The organism is Desulfofundulus sp. TPOSR (assembly GCF_011393055.1).
GTDB classification, from domain to species: Bacteria; Bacillota; Desulfotomaculia; order Desulfotomaculales; family Desulfovirgulaceae; genus Desulfofundulus; species Desulfofundulus kuznetsovii.
Genome location: NZ_JAAOEF010000003.1, coordinates 19,487 through 36,178, shown reverse-complemented (window position 1 = coordinate 36,178; position 16,692 = coordinate 19,487). Strand labels below are relative to the sequence as shown.

The window sequence follows — 16,692 nt, the reverse complement described above, 5'->3', positions numbered from 1 at the left end:
CAGGCCTGTCGCCCCTTTCCATGCATTCTCGTCTGAGTTATCCCCACTTTCCAACTACCCTGTTTTGGCTCCCGCTCGCTCCGGTGACCCAGCACTCACCGGATCCATATACCTGCCCGGAGATTGAAAGTCCATATTAGGCAGCAACCATCCTAATTAAAGAACTCCGGCAACGGTGAGTGCTGGGGGGCCAAACTCATTCTTGTAGAGAATTTCATACCGCCCCGGCCATGGAGCCCCTGCTCTTGGGTCCCGGCAAACCGAGGAACTGGTAAATCCTGCCCATATCCAGGCTTCCCCGCACTACAGCGGCCAACCGGTCATAATCCCGTTCCCGCTGCTCCAGGTGGCTGGTACCTCCCTGCTCCAGGGGAGCCAGCCCCTTCCTTAATCTCAGGGCATTGAGCAGCTGCCGGCGGAAACCATCGTCGTCAAACAGGCCGTGGATATAGGTGCCAAAGACCAGCCCCTGCTCGTCCTGCGCCCCGTCCGGGCAGTCCACCGCTTCCCCGGAACGCCGGTGAATGTGAAAGGCCGGTACAGCCCCGGGCCCCAGTCGGGTGCGCCCCATGTGAATCTCGTAACCTACTACCCTCTGTCCCCGGGCCGGTGATAAAAGGGGGCCCCTGCCGCTGACTGTGGCCTCCACCTGGGTGGTCACCTTTTCCGGCTCAAAGGCGGTGCTGATATCCAGCAATCCCAGTCCTTCTATTCTGGGAATGCTGGACTCGGTGTGATAGGGATCGGCCAGCTCTTTGCCCAGCATCTGGAAGCCGCCGCAGATGCCGATTACCGGTACTCCTTCCCGGGCCAACCGGCATATTTCGCCGGCCAGGCCCGATCGCTTCAAAGAAACCAGATCCTCAATGGTGTTTTTGCTTCCGGGAAGGATGATCAGATCCGGCCGTCCCAAAGGAGTTCCTTTCCCAATATAACGCACATTCACATCGGGCTCGTCCTCCAGGGGATCAAAATCAGTAAAATTGGAAATATGGGGCAGGTGAATGACGGCAATTTCCACTTCCCGCCTGGAAGACGTCCGGCTTCTGCGCAGGCTTTCCTCGGAAACCGTATCCTCTTCCTGCACCCGGAAACCTTCAAAATAGGGAACCACCCCCACCACCGGTATCCCTGTTTTTGCTTCCAGGAAGTCCACCGCCGGCTGGAAGAGTTTTAAATCCCCGCGAAACTTATTGATAATGATCCCCGCTACCCGCCGCCGATCCTCTTCCGGAAGCAATTCCAGGGTGCCAACCACTGCGGCCAGGGCGCCACCCTTGTCTATATCGGCGGCAAGCAGTACCGGCGCCCCCGCCAGCCGGGCCACCCGCATGTTCACAATTTCCGTAGCCTGGAGGTTGACCTCGGCCGGGCTTCCGGCACCTTCAATGGCCACGATCTCGTAACACCGGCGCAGCCGGTCCAGGGCCTGGCATATAATTTCCCATGCCTTTTGGGCATAGCCGTTATGATATTCCCGGGCGGAAAGGTTTCCTACCGGCCGGCCCAGGACGATCACCTGGGAGGAGGCCTGCCCCGTGGGCTTGAGCAAAATGGGGTTCATGTCCACATGCGGCTCTATCCCGGCAGCCTCGGCCTGCACCACCTGAGCCCGGCCCATTTCACCCCCATCCCGGGTTACAAAAGAGTTCAGGGCCATGTTCTGGGACTTAAACGGAGCCACACGATAGCCATCCTGGTAAAAGATACGACAAAGGGCGGCCACCAGGACACTTTTGCCCACGTGTGAAGCGGTTCCCTGCACCATAATGGTCCTGGCCAGCATATGCAAGCTACCTCCTTTTAAATACCAGGGATTTGATCTCCACGGGCAAACCGGCCACCACCAGGTAAACCTCCTCCGCCTCCCGGGCCAGGATCTGGTTTACCCGCCCCGCCACATCGCGAAACGAACGGCCCAGGGCATTGTCCGGCACCAGGCCCAATCCCACCTCATTGGCTACCATAATTACCCGGGCCGGGGAGGCTGCTGCCGTCCCGCCCAATTGCCGGGCCTGTTCCAGGATAAAACTTTCTTTGTCTTCCACCGCACCGCCGGAGGCGGGCAGGTTTTCATCCAGCAAGAGATTGGTAACCCACATGGTCACACAGTCGATTAAAAGGACGCCTGCCTTTCTTTCGTATTCCCTGATCACCCTTTCCAGCCGGTGGGTTTCTTCTACAGTAAGCCATCCGGCAGGGCGGCGCCGGCGGTGATTAGCGATCCGCCGGGCCATTTCATCGTCGCCGGCGGCTGCCGTAGCTACATAAACAACCCTTGAACCGTTTGATGCGGCCAGTTTTTCGGCAAAACTGCTCTTGCCGCTCCTGGCACCGCCAAGAACAAGCACCAGAGCCATAACCACACCCCTTAAAACAAAAACCCCAGCCTTCGAAAGACCGGGGAAACTTGTGCCAGGCCAGTCCCTAGCCCCGAACGACGCCATGCCCCTTTGCTCACGAAGGGGTCAAAGGCACCCGCAGGCAGGTATCCTGGCTCCCGGATCATCGCCTGCCCCACGCCTTCCCTGGCGGTGGCATTGCAGGGCTGCTTCCCGGTTACAGTGGCGGAGACCGCTCAGGACTTTCACCTGATTCCCTATTCTCCCCTTTGGGGCACCTGCGGGCTGGATAATCACTTTGTTGGCTAATTCGCTATTTTAAAAGAAAATCCTCTTCACAGTTAAAATTTTTCTACGTATTCCTTTACGCGCTGGACCAATTCTTCGATCAGGTGGGGCAGGGGTTCGGTACGCAATCCCACCAGTTCTACGGACCCCCGTACCAGGGGCAACAAAATTTTTTTTGCCGGGCTCGCGGCGAGGGCCGCGGCCATGGCCGGTGTTAACTCCCCCATCATGGCGTGGGGGAAAAGAATACTTACCGGACCCACGATCAGGTCCACCCGGGGCGCATTGTAAATTACCGCATTTTCGCCGGTGGCCCCCTCGTTGGCACCGGCCCGGAGCATCACCGAAGTAGCCAGGGCATTGGTTCCCAGGGCCAGAATATCCACCTCCTCGGGCAATTCCCGGCGCAACCTTTCCATGATATGCTTGCCAATACCGCCGCCCTGCCCGTCCACTACAGCAATACGCATAATATTCGCTCCTAAACCTTTAGTTTCAAGCACAACTTAAACGGGGCTTGTCCCCGCTTACACCGGTGCTTAAGTGTAAGATGTACACCCCGGCCCGCTGTGGACCGGATCCCGCCGGCACTGCGAAGGCGGTATGAAACCGGCTTAACCGCCGCGAGAGTCCGGTCGCCTCGCTTCAACAGAATCCCTGGACAGGTAATCCTTTAGTCTCGATTCCAGCTCAAGGATTTGCAAATTTTTTCGTAAAAGGGACCGGGCATAACGGTAATTAACCCGGTGCAGCCGCTTGTTCTCCTTTTCCAGCTGGGCCAGGATGGCAGATTTTTCTTTATCCATCCGTTCAATTAAATTCATCAACACCCGGCGGCTCAACCGGAGTTGTTCCACCTTCTCCTCCAGTTCCTGGATCCGCCGTTGCATTTCAAGCACATCCATCGAGCCACCACCCCAGGCAGCAGGTCTGGTTTTAGTATATGCTGCCCCTGGTGGCAATAGACGAAGGGCTACCGGAAGGAAAAGGCCCTCCCAATGCGTTCCACGGCCTCGGCCAGCAACTCCTCTTCCTGTACCAGGGCTATGCGCACATAACCCTCCCCCATGGCTCCAAAGGCCAGTCCGGGAATGACCAGCACCCCTGCCCGCTCCAGCAATTCCAGGGCAAACTGCCGCGAGGAAGTATATCCCGCCGGCAGGGGAGCCCAGACAAACATGGAGGCGTTGGGTTTGGGCATATGCCAGCCGTAACGGGCCAACCCGTCCACCAGCACATCCCGCCGGCGCTGGTAAGTGCGAGCCGTCTCTTCCACGCAACTCTGGGGACCTTCTAAGGCCGCAATGCCCGCCTCCTGAACCGCCCGGAATACACCGTAGTCAATGTTGGACTTGATGCGGGCCAGGGCGGCCAGCACATCCCGGTTGCCCACGGCAAAGCCTATCCGGCAGCCGGCCATATTATAGGTCTTGGACAGGGAATAGAACTCCACACCCACTTCTTTGGCGCCGGGAACTTCCAGAAAACTCATGGGTTTAAAGCCGTCGTAAGCCAGCTCGGCATAGGCTGCGTCATGGCAGACCAGAATACCGTAATGGCGGGCAAAATCGACCACCCGCTCAAAAAATTCACGGTTGGCCGAAACGGCCACGGGGTTGTTGGGGTAGTTGAGCCACATCAACCTGGCCCTGCGGGCCACTTCCCCGGGGATAGACGCCAGGTCGGGCAGGAAATTGTTTTCGGCCAGAAGGGGCATGGGGTAGATTTCCCCGCCGGCTAAGAGAATGCTGCAGGCATAAATGGGGTAGCCCGGATCAGGAACCAGGGCCACATCCCCCGGGTTAATATAAGCCAGGGCGATATGGGCCAGACCGTCCTGAGAACCCATTAATACCAGCACTTCATAATCCGGATCCAGTTCTACCCCAAAGCGCCGACGGTACCAGCGAGCCAACGCCCGGTGGAGGGCCGGCAGGCCTTCCAGGGGGTAGCGATAGTTAACTGGATTATCAATTGCCCGGTGCAGGGCGGCAATGATGTGGGGGGCCGGGGGACGATCCGGGCTGCCCACACCCAGATTAATCACCTTTACTCCCCGGGCCTCTACCTGTTTCTTATAATGTTCCATCTCGTTAAAAATGGCCGATTCCAAACCTTTAATACGCTGAGCTACTTCCATGTCCCCACCCCGTTCGACAACAAGTTTAAGTTCCCGGGCCTTGCCGGGCCAGTTCCTGTAATATAGATATTACTTCATCTGGTGCCGTGGCCGCCCCCAGGCGGTTATACTCACGGTGGTCCGAACCGTGGTAATCGGAGCCACCGGTGGCCACCAGGTGGTAACGCCGGCAGAGCCTTTCGTAATGCCACACCATCTCTTCAGAATGGGCCGGGTAAAATACTTCGAGACCCTGTAACCCTTCGGCAACCAGCCGGGGGATGAGGTGATCGCAACGGGCCAGGCCAGGATGGGCCAGCACCGCCACCCCGCCCGCCCGGCGAAGCAAACGTACCGCCTCCCGGGGGGTATACTTGTACCTGGGCACATAGGCCACCCGATCCTTGCCGATGTACTTCTCAAAAGCTTCCCCCACCGTGGCCACGGCCCCCATCTGAACCAGCGCCCGGGCTACATGGGGGCGCCCCACCGCCCCTTCCCCGGCCAGCTCCAGCACCTGTTCCACTTCCACCGGTATTCCCAGGCAACGGAGCCGCTCCACCATCTTTACCACCCGTTCCACCCGTGCCCGGCGAAAAAGGGCCAGACGGGCCAGCAGTTCAGAATGGTCAATCTGAAAAAGATAGCCCAGGATATGTATTTCGTGGCCTTCTTCCTCCGTACTCAGCTCCACTCCAGGCAAAACCGGAAAAGAAAGCTTTGTACCTGCGTCCAGGGCGGGAAGAAGGCCATCAACGGTGTCGTGATCGGTGATGGCCAGGGCCGAAAGACCCGCCCTCCAGGCCTTTTCCACAACTTTTCCGGGAGCGTCGGTACCATCGGAAGCGGTGGTATGTACGTGCAGGTCACAGGGCAATTATTTCACCTCATTCGACACGACTGGCGGTTGTTCCTGCCCGGGTAAAACCTGATGCAATACCCGCAAGAAGTTACCCCCCAGGATGGCAGAAATCTCTTCGGCCCGGTACCCCCGTTGCCACAGGGCCCGGGTTAAGGAGGGCAGGTGGGAGACATCTTCCAGTCCCGGGGTGACATTTTTAATACCATCAAAGTCGGAACCTATTCCCACACAGCCCACCCCTCCCAGGGCGACCATGTGATCCAGATGATCCAGCAATTTGTCCAGTGAAGGCTCCGAGGGATGGACGAATTCGGGACAAAAGCACAGCCCTATTACTCCACCGCGGGCGGCCAGAGCACGGATCTGGTCGTCGCTCAAGTTGCGGCGGTGATTGCAGATATGCCTGGTGTTGGAGTGAGAAGCAATTACCGGCGCCGTGGATACTTCCAGCACATCCCAGAAACCGGCCTCGGATAAATGGGAGACATCCACCAGCATCCCCAACCGGTTCATTTCCCGCACCACCTCCCGGCCGAAACGGGTTAAACCACCCCTGGTCTCTTCTTCGGCCACCCCGTCGGCCAGTTCGTTGCGCCCGTTCCAGGTCAGGGTGAGGCTTCTCACCCCCAGGCGGTAAAACATGCGCAAGACCTCGAGACTACCGCCCAGGGCCTCCCCGCCCTCTATGGCCAGAAGGGCACCAATTTTACCGGCCGCCCGGGCCGCCGTAATGTCCTCAAAACAGGTAATCATCATTAATTCTTCCCCGTTGGCTTCCAGTTCACCATAAAACCGGTCAATAAGGGTCATGGCCCTGGCCACGGCCCGCTCCCGGTAAGCCGGGGCAATAAAGGCGGCAAAAAATACAATATTGACGCCCCCCCGGCGCAAACGGTTTAAATCCACATGCCCGCCCTTTCCCTCCTCCGATAAATGACGGTTTTGAATCTCCATAGCCGTAAGTACATCACAATGGGCATCTACCACCACGCTCTGGTGGTGCAGCATCAACCAGTCCACGTCCATTTCACTCCCGTGAATAAACTAAAAAACCTGTTTATCCATCAAACGGAATAAACAGGCCGCCTGCACAAAATTTATAATTTTAAGTTTTTATCTGGGTTCAACTATTAATTTGATGGCCGTTCTTTCTTCCCCGTCAATTATAATATCGGTGAAGGCAGGTATGCAGATCAGGTCCATTCCATGGGGCGCTACGAATCCCCGGGCAATGGCTACCGCTTTTACGGCCTGATTGAGGGCACCGGCACCGATGGCCTGTATTTCCGCACAGCCACGCTCACGGAGAACTCCGGCCAGGGCTCCAGCGACAGAATTTGGGTTGGACTTTGCTGAAACCTTTAATACTTCCATGCACGAAAGACCTCCTTCTTCTGTGGAAATATTTTTCCGGCACCTGCTGCAGTTCATAAATTATATATTCGCTAAGGTCAAAAAAATTCCTTTTTTATGACGCACCCTTTTGGAATCTTTTTTCTAACTTCTGATTATTCGAAATTTTGTATCCTCCTCACTTCCCGCGCCTCACCGGTTTCATCGTCAATATCGATGACCACTGCATTGAACTGGTAGGGCCCGGAAGCTACCTCAAAGCGGCGGGGCAACTGGGTGAGAAACTTGCCCAGCACCAGCTCCTTTTTAACCCCGATAACCGAATCCCGGGGACCGGTCATACCCACGTCGGTAATGTAGGCCGTACCGCCGGGTAAAATGCGTTCATCGGCCGTTTGGACGTGGGTATGGGTACCGCAAACTGCCGATACCCGTCCGGCCAGATACCAGCCCATAGCCATTTTTTCCGAGGTGGCTTCGGCATGAAAATCCACCAGGATCACCCTGGTTATCCCCTCCAGCTGGGCGAGCAGCTGGTCAGCCTTGCGGAAGGGACAATCAAGTTCGGACATAAAAACCCGCCCGGCCAGGTTTAAAACGGCTATCCTTCCCTTATGCCCGGTCTCATACACGCAAAAACCCGCCCCCGGTACCCCGGGAGGGTAATTGGCCGGGCGCAAGATCCTTTTCTCCTGTTCGATAAGGTCGAAGATTTCCTTGTGATCCCAAACGTGATTGCCCATGGTAATGACATCAATGCCGCTGGCCAGAAGTTCCCTGGCCACTTCCCGGGTAATGCCGTTGCCTCCGGCGGCATTTTCACCGTTGGCCACAACAAAATCGATGTCCAGTTCCCGCTGCAAGCCGGGCAGGTTCTCTTTTAAAGCCCGCCTGCCGGGGCGGCCTACAATGTCACCGATGAAAAGCAAACGCACTGGAGGTTTCCCCCTGGTCACTTGTTAAAAACCAGTACGCGACCGTCTTCACGAAAGGCAAAAAGATGCTTGTCCTCAGCAGCCACGCGCATGCTATCGAGCATATGTTCAATAATTTCCTCCTGGATCAGCAGATCCTCTTCAAAGAGGGAGTCATTGGCTTCGGTAACCAGGTTATCATCCAGAAGCTGGCGCAAAAGCTGCACGATAAGGGCTATTTCCTCCTGAACCAGGGTTTCCACATCCCGCTGAACCTCAATCATGGTCAGGTGGTCACAAATTTGATGGTCGATGAGGCTGACCCGGGTCTGTTTGCCTTCCAGCATGCTGAAAACTTCTATACTATCAAGCAGCCTTTTTTTTACAACTGCTAATTCCCGGTGATTAAGGACCCGGGAAGCAATGAAGTTAAACTTCAAAACCTGCCTGCCGGGATCAAAATTAATGGTGGCCACCTCGGGGTAACGCACCAGTATGGAAATTAACAGTCCCACGCTATCCGTAACGTCTTCCCTGCCCGTAACCAAAAAAGTCACCTTCCTTTTAGATACTGCCGCATAACCACCCGGGACGGCGGTAGTCCCCCGTCAACTGAGCCAATGAAGAAGTTAGAGCAGTGAGTGATGGGGCGCTCCTTATGGGACGACCGCCGCCCGTTTCGTTTCTGGTTTTACGACAGTACCTTTTGTCCCTCATATCAGTAATACGTTTAAATTCGGTTTTATCGGGCGAGTTCCTGCCTTTCTCTCAGGGTAGTCCAAAAAAAATTTGTTCCAAAAAAGGGAAGTGACCCCTCCCCAGGGTCACTTTGCGTACTCCACCACCCGGGTTTCCCGTATAATGGTCACCTTAATCTGACCCGGGTAATCCAGCTCTTTTTCAATTTTCTTGGCAATTTCCCGGCTCAGGCGGACGGCTCCCAGGTCATCTACCTTATCCGGCTTAACCATAATCCTGATCTCTCGCCCTGCCTGGATGGCATAGCATTTTTCTACACCCTCAAAGGAGCCGGCGATCTCCTCCAGCTTCTGCAGCCTCTTGATATAGGCCTCCAGGGTTTCCCGCCGGGCTCCCGGACGGGCCGCCGATATGGCATCAGCCGCCTGTACCAGGACTGCCGTAATAGTTTGGGCTTCCTGATCCCCATGGTGGGAGGCAATGGCGCTGATCACCTCGGGATGCTCGCGGTACTTTTTGGCCAGCTCCACCCCAATGGATACGTGGGGACCCTCTACCTCGTGGTCCACCGCCTTGCCGATGTCGTGCAGCAAACCGGCCCGTTTGGCTATTTGTGCGTCCACACCCAGTTCAGCGGCCATCAGTCCGGCCAGGTGGGCCACTTCAATGGAGTGTTTGAGGACATTTTGCCCGTAGCTGGTACGGAATTTTAAACGCCCTAAAAGGGTAATTAGCTCGGGATGCAAACCGTGCACCCCGGTTTCGAAGGTAGCCTGTTCCCCGGCCTCGCGAATTTGGGCTTCCACTTCCTTGCGGGCCTTTTCAACCATTTCTTCAATCCGGGCGGGGTGAATGCGCCCGTCAACGATGAGCTTTTCCAGGGCAATACGGGCAATTTCCCGCCGGATGGGATCAAACCCGGATAGAATTACCGCTTCCGGAGTGTCGTCGATAATTAAATCGATCCCGGTTAGAGTTTCAAAAGCGCGAATGTTGCGCCCTTCCCGGCCAATGATGCGCCCCTTCATCTCATCGCTGGGCAGGGGAATGACCGCCACCGTAGTTTCGGTGACGTGATCTGCGGCACACCGCTGAATGGCCAGGGAAATAATCTCCCGGGCGCGCCTTTCCGCCTCCTCCCGGGCCTTGTTTTCCACATCCTTGATCATCAGGGCTGCTTCGTGTTGCACTTCCTTTTCAATGTCGGCAAGTAGCTGCTGGCGCGCTTCCTCTGAAGTCAGCCCCGAGATCCGTTCAAGTTCGCTAACCTGTTGTTGATAAATCTCACTTAAACGTGCTTTTAGACTTTCAATCTCTGCCTCCTTGCGGTTAAGGGCTTCTTCTTTGCGTTCAATGGATTCAATTTTGCGGTCGAGGGTTTCCTCCTTTTGCAGCAGCCGCCGTTCCAGGCGTTGCAGTTCGGACCGGCGCTCCTTGTTTTCCCTCTCCATCTCATTACGTAACCGCAAGACTTCTTCCTTAGCCTCAAGGATGGCTTCCCGTTTTTTTGCCTCTGCAGCCTTTTCTGCCTCTTCTATTATTTTCCTGGCTTCAGTTTCGGCCGAAGCAATCTTGGCCTCTACCAGGTACTTGCGAACCAGATACCCGATGGCAAAAGCAGCCACTGCGGCGATTACCGTTACGGCTACGGTAATAGCTTGCAAATTATCTCACCTCCTTAAACGCATTTCCCTGCAGGCATCCCCAGCTTTTTAGCCCGCCGGGCCTGCCGGGATGTCACAGGGTATACAAAAAAAAGACCGAGTCAAGCTCGGTAGAAAAAGAATCGGTACTACTTTTGTTTCGGCCACGGGCAGAAAAACTCCTCTAACCCCTTTTTTAGAGGTTATTCTTGAGGTTATGTCCTTCCCTTTGGGAAGGTTGTATCTATTTCAAACCCGTACCAGTAGTAACCAATTCTATTTTCTCCCAACGTTAATTCTATATTTTTTATTAGAGAATGTCAAGGTTGAACCCTCACTGCTCACTGGTAACAGGCGACATAACTGGTTGCCATCAACATCCCAGCAGTTCAAAATTACTCCCCTGTGGTTTGATCCCCTGCTGAAGGCATCTTAATGCCGCCCATCTGCAGTTGCTGGCGAATTTTTTGCTCAATTTCCTGGGCTACCTCCGGGTGATCCCGCAAATATTCCTTCACATTCTCCCGGCCCTGTCCCAGCCGTTCCTCTCCGTAAGAATACCAGGTGCCGCTTTTGGTGATGATCTTCATCTCCGTGGCCAGATCCAAAAGCGTCCCCTCCCTGGAAATCCCCATACCGTACATGATATCAAAATCTGCCTGCTTAAAGGGCGGAGCCAGCTTATTTTTGACTACCTTCACCCGGGTCCGGCAGCCAATGATGTCTGAACCCTGCTTTAATGCTTCCAGCTTGCGCACCTCCAGGCGTACGGAAGCGTAAAATTTTAGCGCCCTGCCGCCGGGTGTGGTCTCCGGATTGCCAAACATCACGCCCACCTTTTCCCGTAACTGGTTAATAAAAATAGCCGTGGTGCGAGATTTGCTGATGGCACCGGTTAGCTTGCGCAGGGCCTGGGACATCAGGCGGGCCTGCAGGCCAACCTGGAGCTCGCCCATTTCCCCTTCAATTTCCGCCTTTGGCACCAGGGCCGCCACCGAGTCGATGACCACCACGTCTATAGCACCGCTCCGTACCAGCGCCTCACAGATCTCCAGGGCCTGCTCGCCGGTATCGGGCTGGGACACCAGCAGATTTTCAATATCCACCCCCAGGTTTTTGGCGTAGACCGGGTCCAGGGCATGTTCCGCATCAATAAAAGCTGCTATGCCGCCGGCTTTTTGGGCTTCGGCAATGATGTGCAGGGCCACGGTGGTCTTGCCCGAAGACTCCGGGCCGAAGATTTCCACCACCCGGCCCCGGGGCACCCCGCCCACCCCCAGGGCAATATCCAGGGACAGGGCACCGGTGGGAATCACCTCCACGTTGAGCCTGGCGGTCTCGCCCAGTCTCATGATGGCCCCTTTACCGAAATTTTGCTCAATTTTACTTAAGGTCGCTTCCAGGACCTTTAATTTTTCATTGGACATTCCCAACACCACCTTAAAAAAAGTAAGTACCCACCGGGCCCGGCCAAAAAGGCCTGGCCAAAACTAACGCGATGGATTATTATTATAATCGTGCGGAAAGGAGAGGGCAGGTAAGAAATGAACAAAAGACATTTCCTGAGGGGGGTTAAGGACGCCCTGCCTGTTGTGCTGGGCTACCTCCCTTTGGGCATGGCCTTCGGGGTGCTGGCCCGCTCCGGCCACCTTTCCATTGGCCAGGTGCTGGCCATGTCTTTAATGATCTATTCCGGCTCGGCCCAGTTTATTGCCGTGGGCATGCTGGGAACCGGGGCGGCCCCGGCCAGCATTATGGCCACAGTCATGCTGGTCAATTCCCGCTTGATACTTTTAAGTGCCTCCCTGGCACCCCATCTTTCCCGTGTGACCGCTCCCGTGCTCTCTTTCCTGGCCCACGGGATCACCGATGAAACCTACGCCGTGGCTATGGGCCGGATGGGTGAAAAGCCCCCTAACCGGTGGTACCTCACCGGGTTGTTCGTCACCGCCCACCTGGCCTGGTTGGGAGGCAGTGCGGCGGGAGGAATACTGGGCAGGCTGCTGGGGGATACCGCCCGCTGGGGGCTTAACTTTGCCCTCACGGCCATGTTTATCTGCCTGTTAATCTTGCAGTTGAAAAACAATGTCACCATCATGGTAGCCGGCCTGGCCGGGCTGGTTTCGGTCGCGGTGGCCACCATGATCGGCGGCGGATGGAATATCATTGTGGCCACTATCCTGGCCGCTACGGTGGGAGTGTTGATGGAAAAATGGAACAAACCGTCTGGGCGATCATCCTCGGTATCGCCGCATTAAATTACCTGTTCCGGGTGACCCCGCTTTTACTTTTAAGCCGGGTCCAGATCCCTCCGCTCTGGGCCAGGTGGCTGGGTTACGTACCGGCAGCCGTACTGGCGGCCCTGATTGCCCCGGAAATTTTTCTGGCCGGAGGTGAGCCGGCACTAACGCTGGAGAACAAGAACCTCCTGGCCGCCATTCCCACCTTTCTGGTGGCCGCCAAAACCAGGAGCTTACTTTTCACCCTGCTGGCGGGCGTAGCCTCCATGGTCCTTTTCAATGCCCTGGGCTAGGACCGGGCGAGTAAATACAGGCGGATCATGTTCAGGGCAGCATTGGCCGCCCCCTGTCTCACCGCCTGACGGTGGCCGGGAAAGTGAAATTCCCGGCAGCTGGTACCATCAGCGGTAGCCAGGGCAATATATGTCAGCCCCACCGGTTTGGCCGGGGTACCCCCGCCCGGCCCGGCAATACCCGTAATGGACAGTCCCAAATGTGCTCCAGTAAGGGATCTCACTCCTTCGGCCATGGCCACGGCAGTCTGCTGGCTTACGGCACCGTGAACTTGAAGAGTCCCGGCCGGGACACCCAGGACTTTTTCCTTCACCCGGTTATCGTAAGCCACGATGCTGCCCAAAAAATACGCGGAACTGCCGGGTATGGAGGTTAAGCGGGCGGCCGTCAACCCACCGGTACAGGATTCCGCCAGGGCGCAGGTCAAGCCCTTTTGAGCCAGCAACCGTCCCACTACCTCCTCCAGGACATCGTCATCCATCCCAAAAAGGTAACCGGCCAGTCGTTCCCGCACCTTCTCCAGCAACCCGGTGATCATTTGCTCGGCGACAGCACCGTCGGCAGCCCGGGCACTAATGCGCACATGCACTTCGCCGGGCTGGGCCAGGTAAGCTATTCCGGGATTGCCCTGCCCCCCCAGGTCGCCGATGAGCTCCTGGACCTGTGATTCGGAGATACCGGTGACTTTAAGCAACCTGCTGCGGGTAACCATCCCCGGGTTGCCCAGGGAGGCCAGGTAGGGAACCACCGAAGCCTCAAACATGGCCTTTAGTTCCCGCGGCGGTCCGGGAAGGAGGATGATCACCTTGCCCCGGTGCACCAGCAGAGCCCCCGGGGCGGTGCCTGCAGGATTGGGCAACACTTTGGCCCCTGCGGGGAAGTAGGCCTGCCTGGCCATACTTTCGGACAGAGGTGCCCGCCGCCGGGTCATGAATTCCCGGAGCCACTGCAGGGTCGGCTCATGAACCACCATGGGCAACCCCAACACCCGGGCTACCGTATCCTTGGTCAGGTCATCAGTGGTGGGACCCAGTCCACCGGTAATAATGATTAGATCCGCCCTTTTCAGGGCGGCTTCCAAGACCTGGGCCAAACGGTCCCAGTTATCGCCCACGGTGGTGTGCAGGATAACCTCAATCCCATAGGCCGCCATTTGCCGGCCCAGATACTGGGCATGGGTATTCAACACCTCTCCTAAAAGCAGTTCGGTGCCGGTGAAAATTAGCTCGGCCTGCATATGCTCACTTCCTTGCCCTTTCCTCTCCCTGCTTGTCTCTCCTTTATTTATCTTTTCGCCAGGACCCCTCGAAACCCTGCCGAACCCGGAAAAATGTAGTACGGGGAGGCCAGAAGGCGACCTCCCCTTCATCAAATTTGCCCCTTTGTCTCCCCTGGTAAATATTCGGTGAACCCGGTTGGATGCGGCGCTGTCCCCGCTCACTCCAGTGCTCCGCGCCGACAGCACCGCGGCTCGCTTCGGGCCGGCTCTGGCTCTCTGCGGATTACCATCGAAACTATCACCTCCCGACCATATTAAACTGCCCGATGTGTCACCAACAGTGTTCTTCCATTTGCTTTCGTTTGGCGTCCTCGAGAGCCGAGCCGGCAGCCTCGCATCACCGGGTGCTGTTACCGGCGCTTCGCAAGTCGTTCGCTCCGGACAGCGCCGCATCCTCAATTATACCGATTTTACTGAATATTTACCTCCCCTGTTATGCAGCCGGCGAGTCGATCAATCTACGGAACTCCTCTCCGGTAACCTTTTCCTGTTCCAAAAGCAACTGGGCCACCCGTTCCAGGATACTCCGCTTTTCACTCAGGTAGGAACGCACTCGTTCCTCCTGGGCCCGCAAGATTTCCGTGAGCACCCGGTAACGCAAGCCGCCGGGAAGGCTTTCCACATCAACCACACCCAGACGGGACATGCCGTTTCTAATAATTTGCTCCGCCACGCGGGTGGCCTCCCGGAAATCGTTGCCGGCACCGGTGCTACGATTGCCCAGGATCAGTTCCTCGGCCACCGCTCCGGCCAGCATGACGGCAATCTGATTCTCCAGGTAATCCCTGGTGTACAAATAGGTGTCGTCTTCGGGGATCTGGCGCATGTAACCCAGGGCCTGCCCCCGGGGAGTAATGGTCAGGGTGGATACGGAACCACTTCTTACTAACTCGCTTAAGAGGGCATGGCCGGTCTCGTGGATGGCCACCCGCCTCAACTCGGCCGGGGAGGGCCGGCGATCCAGCCGGTCGCCCATCATAACCTTATCCACCGCTTCGTGGAAATGCCGCTGGTGGATGACTTCACAACCCTCGCGCATGGCCAGAATGGCTGCCTCATTGGCCAGGCTCTCCAGGTGGGCACCGCTGAAGCCGAAGGTTTCCTTGGCCAGAGCCTCCAGGGAAACATCTGTTGCCAGGGGTTTATTTTTGGTGTGCAGCTTTAGAATTTCCAGTCTCCCCTGCTTGTCCGGCAATTCCACTCTTACCTGGCGGTCAAAGCGACCGGGCCTTAGCAGGGCAGGGTCCAGCATATCCACCCGGTTGGTGGCCGCCACCACCAGCACCTGCACCTTATCATCCACCTTCAGGCCATCCATCTCCACCAGCAGCTGGTTGAGGGTCTGATCATATTCGTGGTGGCTGGTGGTTTGGCCCCGCCTGGCCCCGAGAATATCGATCTCGTCAATAAAGATCAGGGCATGCTTCTTGCCCTGCCTTAACGCGCTTTCCCGGGCCGTCTGGAAAAGGCGCCTTACCCGCTGGGCGCCCACCCCCGCATACATTTCGATAAATTCCGAACCGCTGCAGGCCACAAAGGCGGCATCCGTATAACTGGCCGCCGCCCGGGCCAGCAGGGTTTTTCCCGTGCCGGGCGGCCCCGTCAACAATATGCCCTTTAAAGGCCTGATGCCCAGCTTTTGAATATGGTGATAGTTCTTAATAAAATCAAGGGCCTCGCGCAACTCCTGAATGGCCGCCGCCTGACCGCCGATATCGGCAAAGGAAACCTCTTGCCGGGAAATCACCTGTTCACCTGCAAAGTTGCGGGCCAGCAAGCCGCGGGACCGGGCCACATAATATAAACCCGCCCCGGCCGCACCCACAAAGATCAGGGGAGTTACATCATGGCCGTTAATGAGCAGGAAAAGGATACCGGCCAGAACCAGACCCAGGCCAATTTCCTTCAACATGAAATACCTTCCCTTCAATCAGCTGATTAACCGGCAAGTTTTTTGGGTTAGAACATTATTTATTATATCATAAGATAAGGGGAAGACCGGTCAGGTAATCTATGCCACTTACAGCTGGAGAGGATATGATATACCACTCGTTACACGCCCGCGGCTTCCGGCTTCAAAGCGGCCCTGCGGGGGATCACTGCATAAAGGTGGCGGTCCCGGTGTTTCATGTGCACGTAGATATTTTCATCATCGAGGGAAATAACGGCTTCTACCCCTACTGACGCTGCGCGATCTTCAATATAACGCACCATTTCCCGGTAATTGCCCCGTATCTGGGCCTCATAAAGGGCAAACTGGCTGTAATAAAAAGCTTTTTTTAGCTCCTGGTCCCGATTATCCTTTAATTCCAGGGTAAAGGGGTGGCGACCAAGCACACCCTGAATCGATTTCTTCAACCTCCGGTAGGTTTCGCCCAGGTCAACCGTATTCTTTAACCGCACGGCAATTATAAATACCCCGTCCTGTTTTTCGATGGAAAAGGTTTGGACCGCCCCATCGGCCTCCAGAACCCTGGACAGGGGCTCCTGATAGTTGTAACGGTTATAGAGCCACTGGACGGCAAAGAAAAAGGAAAGACCAACCAGCAGTGCCGCCAATACAACTGGAATACGCCATCCATACCACTGCATATGCTTAATCCCTTCAATGAGTTTCAGTTTCAGTGTAAATATAACACAAAGGAAAAGGCCTGTATGC

17 protein-coding genes and 1 riboswitch are annotated in these 16,692 nt (G+C 56.2%); of the genes, 2 read left to right on the top strand and 15 right to left on the bottom strand.

The window, feature by feature from the left end; all coding sequences use genetic code 11:
• Positions 1–214 precede the first annotated feature (214 nt).
• From G7K71_RS10945 to recA, 12 genes are all read right to left on the bottom strand, one after another.
• Complete coding sequence (locus tag G7K71_RS10945; RefSeq protein ID WP_166346351.1) at positions 215–1,786, bottom strand: cobyric acid synthase; 1,572 nt, start codon at positions 1,784–1,786, stop codon at positions 215–217.
• 7 nt (positions 1,787–1,793) lie between these two features.
• On the bottom strand, positions 1,794–2,360 hold the full coding sequence (cobU, locus tag G7K71_RS10940) for a bifunctional adenosylcobinamide kinase/adenosylcobinamide-phosphate guanylyltransferase (protein WP_166346348.1): 567 nt from the start codon (positions 2,358–2,360) through the stop codon (positions 1,794–1,796).
• A gap of 105 nt (positions 2,361–2,465) precedes the next feature.
• Positions 2,466–2,639: riboswitch (cobalamin riboswitch) on the bottom strand.
• A gap of 44 nt (positions 2,640–2,683) precedes the next feature.
• A complete protein-coding gene (locus tag G7K71_RS10935; RefSeq protein ID WP_166346345.1) occupies positions 2,684–3,100 on the bottom strand; it encodes a DUF3842 family protein in 417 nt (138 codons plus the stop codon).
• Positions 3,101–3,244: 144 nt separating this feature from the next.
• On the bottom strand, positions 3,245–3,535 hold the full coding sequence (locus G7K71_RS10930) for a hypothetical protein (RefSeq protein ID WP_013823419.1): 291 nt from the start codon (positions 3,533–3,535) through the stop codon (positions 3,245–3,247).
• Positions 3,536–3,603: 68 nt separating this feature from the next.
• The gene (locus G7K71_RS10925) at positions 3,604–4,770 is read right to left on the bottom strand and encodes an LL-diaminopimelate aminotransferase (protein ID WP_166346342.1); all 1,167 of its coding nucleotides are present in this window, start codon (positions 4,768–4,770) and stop codon (positions 3,604–3,606) included.
• A 25-nt stretch (positions 4,771–4,795) separates the two neighbouring features.
• Positions 4,796–5,626 carry a PHP domain-containing protein gene (locus G7K71_RS10920; protein ID WP_166346339.1) on the bottom strand — a complete coding sequence of 277 codons (831 nt, stop codon included), beginning with the start codon at positions 5,624–5,626 and terminating at the stop codon, positions 4,796–4,798.
• On the bottom strand, positions 5,627–6,637 hold the full coding sequence (locus G7K71_RS10915) for a dipeptidase (protein WP_207712883.1): 1,011 nt from the start codon (positions 6,635–6,637) through the stop codon (positions 5,627–5,629). It abuts the gene before it with no gap.
• 87 nt (positions 6,638–6,724) lie between these two features.
• Entirely contained in the window at positions 6,725–6,985 is a 261-nt protein-coding gene (locus G7K71_RS10910) for a stage V sporulation protein S (RefSeq protein ID WP_013823423.1), read from the bottom strand.
• 134 nt (positions 6,986–7,119) lie between these two features.
• Positions 7,120–7,899, bottom strand: coding sequence for a TIGR00282 family metallophosphoesterase (locus tag G7K71_RS10905; RefSeq protein ID WP_013823424.1), 780 nt, complete (start codon positions 7,897–7,899; stop codon positions 7,120–7,122).
• Positions 7,900–7,916: 17 nt separating this feature from the next.
• Complete coding sequence (locus tag G7K71_RS10900; RefSeq protein ID WP_395858277.1) at positions 7,917–8,435, bottom strand: hypothetical protein; 519 nt, start codon at positions 8,433–8,435, stop codon at positions 7,917–7,919.
• Between the two features lie 267 nt (positions 8,436–8,702).
• Positions 8,703–10,232, bottom strand: coding sequence for a ribonuclease Y (gene rny / locus G7K71_RS10895; protein ID WP_395858281.1), 1,530 nt, complete (start codon positions 10,230–10,232; stop codon positions 8,703–8,705).
• Positions 10,233–10,615: 383 nt separating this feature from the next.
• Entirely contained in the window at positions 10,616–11,647 is a 1,032-nt protein-coding gene (gene recA / locus G7K71_RS10890; RefSeq protein WP_166346333.1) for a recombinase RecA, read from the bottom strand.
• Between the two features lie 117 nt (positions 11,648–11,764).
• Between recA and G7K71_RS10885 the strand changes: the two genes are divergently transcribed.
• Together G7K71_RS10885 and G7K71_RS10880 are read left to right on the top strand one after the other, a co-directional pair.
• Positions 11,765–12,478, top strand: a complete 714-nt coding sequence (locus tag G7K71_RS10885; RefSeq protein WP_166346330.1) for an AzlC family ABC transporter permease — start codon at positions 11,765–11,767, stop codon at positions 12,476–12,478.
• On the top strand, positions 12,433–12,753 hold the full coding sequence (locus G7K71_RS10880) for an AzlD domain-containing protein (RefSeq protein WP_013823429.1): 321 nt from the start codon (positions 12,433–12,435) through the stop codon (positions 12,751–12,753). The genes G7K71_RS10885 and G7K71_RS10880 overlap by 46 nt, the downstream gene beginning before the upstream one ends.
• Here the strand turns inward: G7K71_RS10880 and G7K71_RS10875 are convergent.
• The 3 genes from G7K71_RS10875 to G7K71_RS10865 all read right to left on the bottom strand — a co-directional run bounded on the left by G7K71_RS10875 (position 12,750) and on the right by G7K71_RS10865 (position 16,625).
• Entirely contained in the window at positions 12,750–13,991 is a 1,242-nt protein-coding gene (locus G7K71_RS10875) for a competence/damage-inducible protein A (protein ID WP_013823430.1), read from the bottom strand. The genes G7K71_RS10880 and G7K71_RS10875 overlap by 4 nt on opposite strands.
• A 475-nt stretch (positions 13,992–14,466) precedes the next feature.
• Complete coding sequence (locus G7K71_RS10870) at positions 14,467–15,945, bottom strand: AAA family ATPase (RefSeq protein WP_166346327.1); 1,479 nt, start codon at positions 15,943–15,945, stop codon at positions 14,467–14,469.
• A 140-nt stretch (positions 15,946–16,085) separates the two neighbouring features.
• Complete coding sequence (locus G7K71_RS10865) at positions 16,086–16,625, bottom strand: hypothetical protein (protein WP_166346324.1); 540 nt, start codon at positions 16,623–16,625, stop codon at positions 16,086–16,088.
• Positions 16,626–16,692 lie beyond the last annotated feature (67 nt).